The following is a 12,995-nucleotide window of genomic DNA, read 5'->3' on the forward strand; positions in this document are numbered from 1 at the left end:
CGTTACTACCTCCCCCCAGCTAATAGCTCCCCGCTCCCCTGCCTCTTCTGACAAATCCTCAATTGCGATAAACTGTCTCAAGTGAGGAGGGGTGAAAATGAGCAGCGCTACAACCCATCGCCGCGATCGCAGGTTTGGGATTAAAATACCTAAGCTATTTTCAGGTTGGCAGCAAGTATTTGGAGAAGCACGCACCCGAATTTTGCTCTGGTATTTGCTGATTTTGGGGATAACCTTTCTCATCGCCATTCCCGCATTTCGCTACCAGCTCTACCAACGCATTGATGAGCGCGTCCGTCAAGATATGTTACAAGACATGGCGGCTTTGAATGCGTTAATTAAAGGTGAAACCTTTGCTCCAGAGGATGCACTCACTGAGGACGACCCAGAAGACATAGTGATTGGGCCAGAGCAATTGAAATGGTTGCTGGATGGCAAAAAACAAATTGCTCCTCCAGTTTCCAAAGAAGATTTGATCAGACTTTTCAGAGCTTATCTGTTGTATCGACTACCAGAGGATGACTCTTACTTCATCACCTTTGTTGATGGTGAATTTTATAAATCTAGTCCGAGAGCGCGTCCCAAATCACTTGCCAAGGATTCACCGCTCATGAAGCGGTGGGCAAAACAAAGCAAACCAGAGCAGGGAGAAAAAGAATTTTCCGACCCTGATCTTAGTAAAATTCTTTATATTGTAGAACCGATTAAAATTAATGGAGAAATTCAGGGTGTCTTCGTTATTGCCCATACTACAGCTGGTGAGCGGGCAGAAGCTCTAGAAGCAGTTTCGGTAATTATTGAGGTTTCTAGTTTAGTATTTGTCGTGTCGTTCATCTTGGCGTGGTTGGCGGCGGGACGGGTTCTAGCTCCCCTAAGGGCGATTACCACCACTGCCCATGCAATTAGTGAGTCAGATTTAACCCAGCGCTTACCTGCGCGAGGTAAGGGAGAACTGGCAGAACTAGCAACGACATTCAACGAAATGATGGACAGGCTAGAGGCAGCTTTTGCCACCCAGCAGGAATTTGTCAACGATGCTGGGCATGAATTGCGGACTCCGATTACCATCATTCGCGGACATCTGGAACTGATGGGAGATGACCCCCAAGAGCAACAGGAAACCTTGGCGCTGGTCATGGGAGAATTAGACCGGATGAGTCGTCTAGTCGATGACATGATTTTGTTGGCAAAGGCAGAACGCTTAGACTTTTTGCAGTTGGCAACGGTGAATGTAGCAGACTTAACCCAAGAGTTATTTTTCAAAACCCAGGCACTAGCAGAGCGTGATTGGCAAATAGATGCGGTGGCAAAGGGTCAGATTATAGTTGATCGCCAAAGAATTACTGAGGCTATGATCAATCTGGCGCAAAATGCGACTCAGCATACAGCAAAGAGTGATACTATCTCCATAGGTTCTGCGATCGCGAAAGGAAAGGTACGTTTCTGGATACGCGATACAGGCGAAGGCATTCCCCTTGTTGATCAAAAACGGATTTTTGAACGTTTTGCTCGAACTTCTAACAGTCGCCGTCGTTCCGAGGGTGCGGGATTGGGGCTGTCAATTGTCCGAGCGATCGCCGAGGCGCACGGTGGACAGGTATTGCTTCGGAGTCAACTAGGAAAAGGTTCGATGTTTACCATCGTTTTACCCCTCGATCCACCGCAGGAAATGAGTGCATATGCCCAACATTCTCATCGCTGAAGATGAACCCCGGATTGCCTCATTTATTGAGAAAGGATTGCGATCGCAAGGATTTACAACCGCAGTTGTTGCCGATGGGCTGCATGTGCTGGATGTAGCACAGAGTGGAACCTTTGACTTACTAATTTTGGATTTGGGTTTGCCTGGAAAAGATGGATTTCAGGTACTAGAAGAACTGCGGGGACAGGGAGAAGACTTACCTGTAATTATCCTCTCGGCTCGGAGTGATATTCACGATAAAGTCGCTGGACTAGAAGGGGGCGCAGATGATTATGTCACAAAACCCTTCCGATTTGAAGAACTTCTGGCGCGGGTAAGGTTGCGTTTGCGAACTGCTAGACCTGTGAAAGATGCCCAAGAGTTTGTCCTGAAAGCTGGTAGCGTAGTGCTTGATCTGCGAACTCGACAGGTGAAAGTAGGCGATCGCTTGATAGAATTACCTGCTCGTGAATTTACAATGGCAGAAATGTTTTGCCGTCATCCTGGACAGGTTATTAGTCGAGAACAACTGCTAGATTACGTTTGGGGCTACGACTATAACCCAGGTTCTAATATTGTTGATGTATATGTCGGTTATCTCCGCAAAAAACTAGGCAGCAACGTCATTGAAACCGTTAGAGGGATGGGTTATCGCTTGCGAACATAATTGTTTAGTACTTACCCAAGTGCTAATAGAACTTTGTCAAGCTAGTTCTGACGGTTTGTAGTAAGCACAAAACGTGCTTAGAAAATAAGGACTAAAGTCCTGACTACGAAATTGTTGACCTTATATTACGGCAATGGAGAAAACGAGACGATTCTTCTAACTCCTGAATTCTGACTCCTGAATTCTCATTTATGAATCAAATTTTAATTGTTGAAGACGAAGCAGGTGTTGCTGCTTTTATAGAAAAAGGCTTACGCAGACAGGGATACACAACCACCGTTGCCAAAGATGGACAGCAGGCGCTCTTTCTGGCTCAAAATAGTAAATTTGATTTGATGCTGCTTGATTTGGGATTACCATTTGTGGACGGTTGGACAGTATTAAAAGAACTTCGTAGACAAGGAGAGACTCTACCCATTATCATCGTCACAGCTCGTAAAGACGATCATGAAGGAGCGATCGCATTCAACAATGGAGCAAATGACTATATCACTAAGCCATTTCGCTTCAGTGACTTGCTGGAACGAATTCAAATCCATCTAAGTCGTGGTTGAGTATGAAACAGTACAGTAAGTTCGGTAAACTGACTTCTAAGCAATCAAATAGCCGCTTACAACTATCAAACAACTTAGCTACACACACAAGTATCTCTAGACATTGGTTTAGCTATTTGAAGGTTGGTCAAAAGATCGGTATTGGATATGCGCTGCTTGTTAGCATCGCCGTGCTGGGAACTACTATGGGTTTTGTGATTGCAGATCATTACAAGCAGAAAGCGCAAAAGCGGGAAGACGCAGCATTTGAAGAGTTATATCAAGCATCTCAACTAAAAACGAGCGTTTTTTATGTCCGCACCACCCAACATCAACTGATTCTCTACATGGATAGACCAAAACTGTGGGAAAAAAATTATACTCAATTAATTGAGCATGTTGCCGAAGCCCGACAACTTTGGTTTGAATTAACAGCAAACTATACCATTAACAAGCCCACCGTATATGGTTCTATAAGTGGGCAGAAAGCAGTTTACCCCTTGTTGCAGAACTATAAAGGTTTTAGTGCTTACTTACAGCGTACAGAAGCTTTTTTTCGGGAGAATAATCCCAATAAATTATCACCCAGTCAAATCAAGACAGCACAAAGTCAATTGTTCAATTTCATGCATGGCTCGTCAGTTTTTTTGATGGATGACTTTCTCAATGACATCACGAGCCTTGTGCAAATTACAGCCGAGGAGTATCAGCAAGCAAAACAGGAACTACAAACGGCAGAAAAATTACGCTTATACATTATCATTGGTAGCCTGTCACTATCAATTGCGATCGCCACATTACTAGCAATTTACACCAGTCGCGCCATTGCCCGTCCCATTCAAGCTGTCACTCATATTGCGCAACAGGTTACAGAAGAATCTAACTTCGATTTACAAGCACCCGTTACGACTAATGATGAAGTTGGCATCTTAGCGACTTCCCTCAATCGTCTTATTCAAGAAGTTCAGCAACTCATCAAAGCCCAAAAGGATGCTAACGAACAGCTAGAAGTATATAGCCAGGTGCTAGAAAGGAAAGTGCGCGAACGGACACGGGAGTTAGATGAGAAAAATCAACGCTTAGAATTGGCGTTAGCAGAATTACGTTCCACCCAAGCACAACTCGTGGAAAATGAGCAGGGGGAGGGGCAGAGGAAGCATTAGTTTGTAGGGTGCCCAGGTAAACTACCCGCCACTGACCTGAGTACAGGTACAGTGGGGGCTTTGAGAAGCCCTAGAAATATCAAACAAGCTTAGTTGCACGTACTCAGCCTTTTTCCCAATACGCACATCTAACTTACAAGACAATCCTGAACCACGAGGCTGGTTTACAATCACAGCCCCAATTGCAGAAATATTCTTTGCACCATTCAAATCAGCGTCACCAATCCACCCACAATGACCACAAACAAACTTCTTACCACTGCGATACGATTCACCCTTGACAGGATGAATATGCAAACAGTTGTGGCAGGTTTGCGAGGTATATCTTGGGTCAACAAGAACCAACTTCACGCCAAACTTAATCGCCTTGTAGTCTATAAATTGTCGCAATTGATAGAAACTCCAACTATTGGAAAGTCGGCGTTCTCGTTTACTACGGGGCAAGGTGTTTGTGCGTTCTCTGATTCCGGTCAATTCTTCCAAGGCAATCATCTGATTGTTATCCTTGGCTCCCTTTACGACTTGGTAGCTGGTGATGTGATTAATGTGAGTCTGAAAACGCCTCTCTTTTCCCGACAACCGTTGCTGAAGCTGGCGACATCTGCGCCGACTACTTCTTGTGCCTTTCGCGGACTTGTGTTGGAGTTGCGCTCTAACTCTGGCGTATTTATCCCGAATCTTAGTTATGTTTTGTCCACTAAATTTATCCCCGCCGGAAGTAACTGCAATATCCGTGCGTCCGAGGTCAACGCCCAATACTTTGTTTGTTTCTTGTGGTGTTGGCGGTTCGGATTCAAGCTGAATATTCAGGTAGTATGTGCCATTTTTGCGCTTTACCAAAGTCGCTGTTTTAGGGTTTTGCCCCTTCAACAACCCCCTTTGGTAGTTACCAATGGCAAGAATGAACCTTTCTCTACCACCAATCAACGTCAAACTAGCTGTCCAGTCTTTCTCTCGAAAGCTGAACGTTCTCACGTCGTAGGTAGCAGAAGTTGGCGCAAAACCCGTAACTGGCTTTCCTTTTTGTTTAGCAGTCTTGCGATTTCCAGATACTCTCCTTACCGCATGAATAGCCAACTGAGAAGACAAACCAAACAACGCCCTGACACTGTGATAGACCAAAGACTGCATCGCCAATTCGTTTACCAGAGTTGGTGGTGCAGTCTTGTTCACGTATTCGCAAGCATCCGCGAAAGCCTGCAACGTTGCATCAATTTTGGCAACTTGTTCAGGTGTGACTTGGATTTTGCAGGATACTGTCAGGACTTGCTTCATTCCCTTATTTTATCTCAATACGTGAGAAAAAGTAAATTACTCCCGCCACCAATCCGAGTACAGATTTGGTGGGGGACTCCTTGCTATGCCAGTTGAGCAAATTCATATCTGGCAAGTATAATTATTAACTATGAAATTATTCAAATACTCCGTTAACTTTGCTTCCTCTTGCGTTGTCGCCTGTATCATTGCTTCTACGGCTGCGGTGATTGCTCAACCTAAACCTTCACAAACCAATTCGGTAATAAAATTAACACCGACTCAGTTAAAAGTTTTGCGATCGCTAGGGTTAAAATTAGCATTACCAAGTTACGTACCCGCAAATTTTCATGCCGATAAAGTATTAGTCTCGGCTGGGCGCGAAAATGTTGACAGCTTGCGTTACTTAGTTATTTATCAAAATTTAAATGCAGATAAATGCTTTGCGATTGAGTCAGCATCTGGTGGTATTGGCGACTTGCCCTCTGGGTCACGCAGTTACCCGATAAATTCTCCGATATTTGGAAAAAGTGTTTTGGAGCAAGGATTATACGGTAATGCCAAACAACCAACATTGCTATCGCAGTGGTTAGGAGAGCAAAATGGCCCCTTTTACAGATTTGTTGGTACGGGAGTAATACCAGAATTGTCTAATTGTAGTAACGTTACTCCCCAAGAAGCAGTCAAAGTTTCGCAGTCGATTCGATACTTGAATTAATCGACTACGGCGACTAAAGATTTAGTTTATAAATTGTCTCTAACCAAGCCCCTTCTCTACGAGAGGCTGCGCCAACAGGGCAGAATTATGAGAAAATTCTCATACAAGTTTCATAAAAGACTCATAGAAGATTGAGAACCTATTTAATTAGTACGGCATGCATCTATTCACTGAATAATTGAGGGACATTTAGCCATGAGACTGATGGTATATTCCCACGATGGCTTTGGTCTCGGTAATATTCGCAGAATGCTGGCAATCTGCACCCATTTACTTGATTCGATTCCAGAACTTTCTATTTTGGTTGTTTCTGGTTCGCCGATGCTGCACAGCTTTCGTCTCCCGAAAAGACTTGATTACATTAAGCTACCCTGTTTAAATCGGGGAACATCAGGTGAAATGTATGTCAAGTATCTGGGGACAGAAATCGATGAAACAGTGAAATTGCGCTCAGAGTTAATTTTATCTGCGATCGCTAATTTTAAACCGGATATATTTCTAGTAGACAAAAAGCCCTATGGTATCCGTAATGAATTAAAAGCTACTGTCGAATATCTCAAAGAAAAATTGCCGGAAACTCCCTTAATTCTCCTGCTGCGTGACATTTTAGATCATCCAGATGTGACAATCACAGAATGGCAAAAGCACGGTTACTACGAAGCAATCGATACATTTTACAAGTCCGTGCTTGTGGTTGGCACTCCCGAAATTTTCGACATCCGCCAAGAATATCAACTACCGCCAATGGTTGCCCAGAAGGTGCAGTTCTGTGGTTACATCCGCACAGAACTGGGGCGTAAAAGTCCAAATCTTATCCGTAGTGAGTTGCGATTAAGTCCAGAAGAACAACTTATTTTAGTTACGCCGGGTGGTGGCGAAGATGGTTACAGCTTAATTGATAACTATTTATCGAGTTTGGCATTGTTGCCAGCTTCTTATAAATTACGAAGTTTAATTATATGTGGCCCCGAAATGCCCGCCAAAGATAAAGCAGCATTAGAACAAAAAGCTGCTGCATATCCTCAGGTGCAGATGAGCGACTTTACCGATGATTTGATGAGTTACATCGCCGCCGCAGATGCCGTAGTAGCAATGGGAGGCTACAACACAACTTGCGAGATTCTCTCAGTGGGTAAGCCAGCAGTAGTCATACCCAGAATTAAACCATCACGAGAACAGTGCATTCGTGCAGAACACTTGGAAAAGTTGGGGATTTTAGCAGCTATTCATCCAAATGATCTAGCTCCAGATATTTTACTGCGATCGCTGTTGCAACAACTCCAAACTCCGCAGATTTCCCTGACGACAATTAATCTGGATGGATTGCCCAAAATTAGCCAATATATCTCCACCTTACTAGCAAAAAAAAAGAGCGTGATTCCATTTTGCTACCAGTCCCCGGAACAATTACCGGAATTAGCAATGATTGCCAAAATTGTTTAAAGAGGTAAAGTTGTTATGAAACGTCTTATGTTCTACTGCCAACATATTTTGGGTATGGGGCATCTAGTTCGCAGCCGGGAAATTGTGCGCGGTTTAACCAAAGACTTCCAAATTTGTTTTATTAATGGCGGTGAAATAATTCAAGGATTTGAAATTCCTGCTGGTGTCGAAGTCATAAACTTGCCTGCAATTAAAACTGACGCAGAATTTACAGAACTGCAAGTAGTAGATGATGCCTTTAGTCTCACCGAAGTCAAGGAAATCAGAAAAAATCGACTTCTGGAAATATTTGACCAATTCCAGCCTGATATTTTAATAGTTGAGTTATTTCCCTTTGGGAGAAGACGCTTCTCTTTTGAATTAATTCCCTTGTTAGAAAGAGCAAAATCAAATAGAAGCTCAACCAAAGTTGTTTCTAGCTTGCGAGATATTGTAGTTGCTAAACCAGAAAAACAGGCAAAACACGAAGAAAAAGTATGTAACTTAATTAACAAATATTTTGATATGTTACTGGTTCATGGTGACCCTGGATTAGTCCCACTAGAAGCAACTTTTTCTAGAGTTAACGACCTTAACTGTCAAGTATATTATACAGGATATGTTGTCCAAGAAGTACCTATAAATCCTATTTTAACTGATGAAGATCGAGAAATTATTAGCTCAGACAAACCCCTGATTTTAGTCAGCGTAGGAGGTGGAAGATTTGGTCATGAATTGCTTGAATCTGTAGTGGAAACAGCCCCTTTCTTAGAGAAAGTATTACCGCACAACATTCAGGTTTTTACCGGGCCATTCATCCCAGATTCAAAATTTCATGAGTTGCAAACAATGGCAAGACATAGTAAAAATCTCCACATTCGACGCTATACTCCTTACTTGCTAAATTACATGAAAAAAGCAGACCTTTCAATAAATATGTCTGGCTATAACACCACAATGAATGTTCTAACCACAGGTGTACGAGCCATGATTCTTCCCTTTACAGGCAACCAGGATCGAGAACAAACTATTAGAGCCGAAAAATTAAGCAATTTAGGAATCGTCAAATTTATCAATCCTAATGATTTGCAACCCGATTACTTTGCTATTAATATTATTAATTACCTCAAAGAGCAACCAAACAAAATTAGCTTTGATTCCAGCGGAGTTGAAAAGACTGCAACCATCTTAAAAACTTTAGCAGTTAAACAAAAAGTTGCATAATAAATTCATAGAAAAATAGAATCATGGATAAAATAAGAATTTGTATTACTACACTCGAATATCCACCCGATATTGGCGGGGTTGGTGAATCAGTACATCGAATTTCCCAGATGCTAATTAACAGTGGCTATGAAGTTCACGTTGCAGTTTTTCGTTCCAAACAACGCCTAGTTTCTGATGGAAGTCGCAGACGAGCAAGTTGCACATCAACGCTTCAAGATGGTGTGTTTGTGCATCGCATTAAGTCAGCCGTTCGCAATCAAACAACAGAAATCCAAGACTTTTTTAGCGACGTTTACTTTCAACTCAAATGTCTGCATCAAAAACATAGCTTTGACTTGTTTCACGCCTTCTTTATGAATGAAACAGGTTATGTAACAACACTTTTAGCAAAAGAAAATGATGTTCCGATAATCAATAGTGTTCGTGGTAGCGACTTACATAAGCATATTTTTAATCCTAAGAATCATGCTCAAATAGCATGGATTTTAGAGAATTCTGCTTGGGTGACATTTGTCAGCCGTGACTTGCTCAAAAGAGCTAGTGTTATTAGTCCAAGTGTGAAGTTAAAATCATCAGCTTTCTGGAATTCCATCGCACCTATTAACTTTGAACAATTCCCCACTCCGTCTCTAATTAACGAATTGCCAGGTATTGTTATTGGTTCATCGGGTAGGTTCCGAGACAAGAAGGGCATTGAATTTCTCCTCGATGCTTGCGCCCACTTGAGTAAAGAGTTAGATTTAACACTCTTGTTGATAGGTGATTTTGTTGAGAAAGAACGAGAATACTGGGAGCAACAAGTACAGCAAAGCGGTATTGGTAATCGCCTCCGCATCACTGGAATTACCAGCCGCCAAGAAGCTTTAGCTTATCTCCCCCATTTAGATATTTTTGCGATTCCCTCACTGCATGACGGTTGCCCCAATACACTTTTAGAAGCGATGCTAGCGAGTCGAGCAATAATTGGCACTCGTGTAGATGCGATCGCAGAAATTATAGAAGATGGTGTAGACGGTTTACTTATCAACCCCGGCAGTACAGAAGAATTAATTGCTGCACTCCGATATTTAGCAACACAACCAGAACTGCGGAAAAAGTTGGGTGCAGGAGCCAAAACAAAAGTAACTCAACAGCTTGCCCCATCAGTAGAATACCAAAACTGGATGAATGTTTACCAAAGAGTCTTAGCGGCATCTGAATCAGTTTTGTTAGGCGAAATATCCCTCGTGTAGTCCCTTCCAATCCAGAGAACTAAAATAATTTAAAACTCACACAAGATCCCTCTAAAACACCTCTTCCTTAGCGCCCTTAGCGCCCTTCTCTAACGAGACGCTGCGCGTAGCTTGCTTCTCCGTAGGAGTATGCGGTTCGTTTTCTTATAACTTTGAAATCATGAACAAACCACAAATCACTATAATTGTTTCCCAGCGTGAGCGATTCAGTTACACCCGCGAATCGTTAGAAAGCATTTACCAACACACTCAACTACCTTTCTCCCTAGTTTATGTAGATGGTGGTTCACCTCAGCATATCCAGCGCTACCTCAAAGAACAAGCCCAAGCAAAAGGATTCCAATTAATTCGCACAGAACACTACCTATCACCCAACCAAGCCCGTAACCTGGGTTTACAACAAGTTAATAGTGAGTATTTAGTGTTTGTTGACAACGATGTAATTGTTAGTCCAGGTTGGCTTAACTCCTTACTCGAATGTGCCAAAGAAACAAACGCAACTGTAGTTTGTCCCCTTACTTGCATTGGTCAGCCTTTGGGGGAAACAGTACATTTAGCTGGTGGTGAAGCTCATATTGTTGTGGAGATACAGGAAACTGCAATCAAGCGACGGGTGCATGAAAAACACTACTTTGTAAATCGGAAAGTTGCTGAGGTACAGGATCAACTTCATCGTCAACAATGCGAGTTTGCCGAGTTTCACTGTATGTTAGTTCGCACTGAGATTTTTGGGCGAATTGGGCTGTTAGACGAGAAATTCCTGAGTACGCGGGAACATATCGATTTTTGTCTAAAAGTGGCTGAGGCAGGAGGTACATTTTACTGTGAACCAGCCTCGGTAGTTACCTATGTACCAGGGCTAAAGTTTGAATTGTCAGAACTGGCATTCTTTATGCTGCGCTGGAGTGATGCTTGGGAAATTGCCAGTTTAAAACACTTCTCCGAAAAGTGGGATTTAACGACTAATGACAAGTATTTTAAGAAACGCTACAAGCGGATGGGGCATCGTCGCCATCAGGGATTTTTGAAGCCGTTACTAAGTCGTCTCACCTTTGGGAAAAATCCCCTGTGGCTGGAGAAAATAGCGATCGCTCTCGAAAGAAAATTAAATTACTACATTAGCGATCTCCATACTCAAAGTCATCCCACAGTCAACACAACCAAACCCGTCCCCAAGTTAGTCTCTCTCGTTCATTCCCTGGAGGGAGATAAGTCGTAATGGCGGCTAGAGATCCCAAAAGTCTGAGGGCTGCTTTACCAGGAATTGTGCGGATTTTGCAGCGGTTTTCGCCCCAGTTGAGCAAACAAAAGGCGCTGCTGATTGTCTCTTTTGTGGCACTGATGGCTGAGATTTTCTTGCACCTGCTGGAACCCTGGCCGCTAAAGTTTATTTTTGATTACATCCTTGTACCTGGTTTTCGATCTCAGTCTTTAGGAATTCCCCTACTTTCAGGACTGGGCCCATTTACCCTATTAACAGGCTTGACGTTGGGGTTAGTAGCGATCGCTTTACTTCGGGCTACTGCTGCTTACTTTAGTGTGGTGGGCATGGCGCTGGCAGCTAGTAATGTCTTGACTGAAATTCGTTCTGACCTTTACAGTCATCTCCAAAGTCTCTCTTTATCATTTCACCACAAAGCCAAAACCGGCGACTTAATTACCCGCGTTACCTCCGATATTGAACGACTGCGAGAGGTGACGGTGATGGCAGTATTACCCCTAATTGCCCATTCCCTCACCTTAGTCGGGATGATTTTTGTCATGTTCTGGCTGCATTGGGAACTAGCGCTAATTGCTGTCGCCGTGTTTCCCTTATTTATTTTCTTCACCATGCGCTTGACAAAACGCATTCGGCAAGTAGTGCGATCGCAACGTCAACGCGAAGGGGCAATGGCTGCAACTGCGGCGGAATCCATTGGGGCAATCAAGGTTGTTCAAGCCCTCTCTCTGCAAAATATGCTGGAGAGGACTTTTTCGGGACATAATCGCCAAAGTTTAAAAGAAAGTGCCAAGGCGCAAAAACTCGCAGCCGGTTTAGAACGGATGGTAGAACTGCTGGTAGGCATTGCTACTGCTTTGGTGTTATGGCGGGGTGTGCAGCTGGTATTGAGACAGGCGATTACACCTGGGGATTTGCTTGTATTTGTCAACTATCTCAGGATTGCTTTTAAGCCGATGCGGCAACTTGCCAAATATACCGGGCAAATCGCTAAAGCTACCGCTTCCGGTGAGCGTATCCTCGATGTGCTGGACACCGTACCCGAAATCAGCGATTCACGGGGAGCAATGGATGCACCGCCTTTACTGGGAGGTGTGCGGTTTGAAAATGTCACCTTTGCCTACGAACCAGCAAAGAGAATTTTGCAAAATATCAGCTTTGAAGTGCAACCTGGTCAACACGTTGCTTTGGTGGGGCCGTCTGGTGGCGGTAAATCCACTTTAGTAAGTTTGTTGTTACGCCTTTATGACCCATTGGAAGGGCGGATTTTAGTTGATGGTCATGACTTGCGTGAGTACAAGGTGCAATCTATCCGCCAGCAAATTAGCGTGGTGTTACAAGATACAATTCTATTTGCTGCCAGCGTCAAAGATAATATTGCCTACGGCTGTTTGGGGGCTTCTGACCAAGCAATTGAACAAGCTGCGCGTCTGGCAAATGCCCACGATTTTATCATGGCGCTACCTGAAGGCTACGAGACTATTTTGGGGGAGAGAGGGGCGACACTTTCGGGAGGACAAAGGCAGAGAATTTCCATTGCTCGTGCTGCTATTCGTCAAGCTGCGATTGCAATTTTAGATGAGCCTACCACTGGCTTAGACAACGAAAACGAACACGCCGTCAACGAAGCACTCGATCGCTTAACTCAAAAATGCACCACCTTTGTAGTTTCTCATAATCTTAGAGCCGTTGAACAAGCCGATTTTATTCTCTACATCGAAGACGGACAGATTTTAGAGCAAGGTACGCACAAAGAATTGCTGCGTTTAGGTGGACGCTACAGCGCAATGTATGCCTTGAAATCTGCGGTAAATTCTCACGAGGATGATGTGTATGCAGTTGAAGTTTGATAAGAGGCAGGGGGCAGGGGACAGGGGGC

General features: G+C 43.5%; 11 protein-coding genes. 10 read left to right on the top strand and 1 reads right to left on the bottom strand.

Translation table 11 applies throughout. The features are described from left to right. The first annotated feature begins 97 nt into the window (after positions 1 to 97). The 4 genes from F8R90_RS14925 to F8R90_RS14940 all read left to right on the top strand — a co-directional run bounded on the left by F8R90_RS14925 (position 98) and on the right by F8R90_RS14940 (position 4,044). Positions 98 to 1,702, top strand: coding sequence for a sensor histidine kinase (locus tag F8R90_RS14925; RefSeq protein WP_196511382.1), 1,605 nt, complete (start codon positions 98 to 100; stop codon positions 1,700 to 1,702). Next, positions 1,680 to 2,348 carry a response regulator transcription factor gene (locus F8R90_RS14930; RefSeq protein WP_196511383.1) on the top strand — a complete coding sequence of 223 codons (669 nt, stop codon included), beginning with the start codon at positions 1,680 to 1,682 and terminating at the stop codon, positions 2,346 to 2,348. Before F8R90_RS14925 ends, F8R90_RS14930 begins: the two co-directional genes overlap by 23 nt. Before the next feature lie 191 nt (positions 2,349 to 2,539). Beyond that, the gene (locus tag F8R90_RS14935; RefSeq protein WP_196511384.1) at positions 2,540 to 2,902 is read left to right on the top strand and encodes a response regulator transcription factor; all 363 of its coding nucleotides are present in this window, start codon (positions 2,540 to 2,542) and stop codon (positions 2,900 to 2,902) included. Positions 2,903 to 2,904: 2 nt separating this feature from the next. Beyond that, entirely contained in the window at positions 2,905 to 4,044 is a 1,140-nt protein-coding gene (locus tag F8R90_RS14940; protein WP_196511385.1) for a HAMP domain-containing protein, read from the top strand. Between the two features lie 21 nt (positions 4,045 to 4,065). On the opposite strand, the gene F8R90_RS14945 is transcribed toward F8R90_RS14940, so the two are convergent. Next, positions 4,066 to 5,319 carry an RNA-guided endonuclease InsQ/TnpB family protein gene (locus tag F8R90_RS14945; protein ID WP_230966329.1) on the bottom strand — a complete coding sequence of 418 codons (1,254 nt, stop codon included), beginning with the start codon at positions 5,317 to 5,319 and terminating at the stop codon, positions 4,066 to 4,068. Positions 5,320 to 5,449: 130 nt separating this feature from the next. On the opposite strand from F8R90_RS14945, the gene F8R90_RS14950 reads away from it, so the two are divergent. From F8R90_RS14950 to F8R90_RS14975, 6 genes are all read left to right on the top strand, one after another. After that, positions 5,450 to 6,016, top strand: a complete 567-nt coding sequence (locus F8R90_RS14950) for a hypothetical protein (protein ID WP_196511386.1) — start codon at positions 5,450 to 5,452, stop codon at positions 6,014 to 6,016. A gap of 195 nt (positions 6,017 to 6,211) precedes the next feature. Continuing rightward, complete coding sequence (locus F8R90_RS14955; protein WP_196511387.1) at positions 6,212 to 7,459, top strand: glycosyltransferase family protein; 1,248 nt, start codon at positions 6,212 to 6,214, stop codon at positions 7,457 to 7,459. A gap of 15 nt (positions 7,460 to 7,474) precedes the next feature. After that, the gene (locus F8R90_RS14960) at positions 7,475 to 8,662 is read left to right on the top strand and encodes a glycosyltransferase family protein (protein WP_196511388.1); all 1,188 of its coding nucleotides are present in this window, start codon (positions 7,475 to 7,477) and stop codon (positions 8,660 to 8,662) included. A 23-nt stretch (positions 8,663 to 8,685) separates the two neighbouring features. Continuing rightward, positions 8,686 to 9,897 (top strand): glycosyltransferase, encoded by a 1,212-nt coding sequence (locus tag F8R90_RS14965; protein WP_196511389.1) that lies wholly within the window; start codon positions 8,686 to 8,688, stop codon positions 9,895 to 9,897. A 160-nt stretch (positions 9,898 to 10,057) separates the two neighbouring features. Next, the gene (locus tag F8R90_RS14970) at positions 10,058 to 11,116 is read left to right on the top strand and encodes a glycosyltransferase family 2 protein (protein ID WP_196511390.1); all 1,059 of its coding nucleotides are present in this window, start codon (positions 10,058 to 10,060) and stop codon (positions 11,114 to 11,116) included. Continuing rightward, the gene (locus F8R90_RS14975; RefSeq protein ID WP_196511391.1) at positions 11,116 to 12,966 is read left to right on the top strand and encodes an ABC transporter ATP-binding protein; all 1,851 of its coding nucleotides are present in this window, start codon (positions 11,116 to 11,118) and stop codon (positions 12,964 to 12,966) included. Before F8R90_RS14970 ends, F8R90_RS14975 begins: the two co-directional genes overlap by 1 nt. Positions 12,967 to 12,995 lie beyond the last annotated feature (29 nt).

Source organism: Nostoc sp. NZL, assembly GCF_015714705.1.
Classification (GTDB): domain Bacteria; phylum Cyanobacteriota; class Cyanobacteriia; order Cyanobacteriales; family Nostocaceae; genus Nostoc; species Nostoc foliaceum_A.

Bases quoted from the DNA above. Each gene is read 5' to 3' on its own strand.
- F8R90_RS14960 (WP_196511388.1), top strand. From the start codon at position 7,475: ATGAAACGTCTTATGTTCTACTGCCAACATATTTTGGGTATGGGGCAT.
- F8R90_RS14955 (WP_196511387.1), top strand. From the start codon at position 6,212: ATGAGACTGATGGTATATTCCCACGATGGCTTTGGTCTCGGTAATATT.
- F8R90_RS14975 (WP_196511391.1), top strand. From the start codon at position 11,116: ATGGCGGCTAGAGATCCCAAAAGTCTGAGGGCTGCTTTACCAGGAATT.
- F8R90_RS14945 (WP_230966329.1), bottom strand. From the start codon at position 5,319: ATGAAGCAAGTCCTGACAGTATCCTGCAAAATCCAAGTCACACCTGAA.
- F8R90_RS14965 (WP_196511389.1), top strand. From the start codon at position 8,686: ATGGATAAAATAAGAATTTGTATTACTACACTCGAATATCCACCCGAT.
- F8R90_RS14970 (WP_196511390.1), top strand. From the start codon at position 10,058: ATGAACAAACCACAAATCACTATAATTGTTTCCCAGCGTGAGCGATTC.
- F8R90_RS14940 (WP_196511385.1), top strand. From the start codon at position 2,905: ATGAAACAGTACAGTAAGTTCGGTAAACTGACTTCTAAGCAATCAAAT.
- F8R90_RS14935 (WP_196511384.1), top strand. From the start codon at position 2,540: ATGAATCAAATTTTAATTGTTGAAGACGAAGCAGGTGTTGCTGCTTTT.
- F8R90_RS14930 (WP_196511383.1), top strand. From the start codon at position 1,680: ATGCCCAACATTCTCATCGCTGAAGATGAACCCCGGATTGCCTCATTT.
- F8R90_RS14925 (WP_196511382.1), top strand. From the start codon at position 98: ATGAGCAGCGCTACAACCCATCGCCGCGATCGCAGGTTTGGGATTAAA.
- F8R90_RS14950 (WP_196511386.1), top strand. From the start codon at position 5,450: ATGAAATTATTCAAATACTCCGTTAACTTTGCTTCCTCTTGCGTTGTC.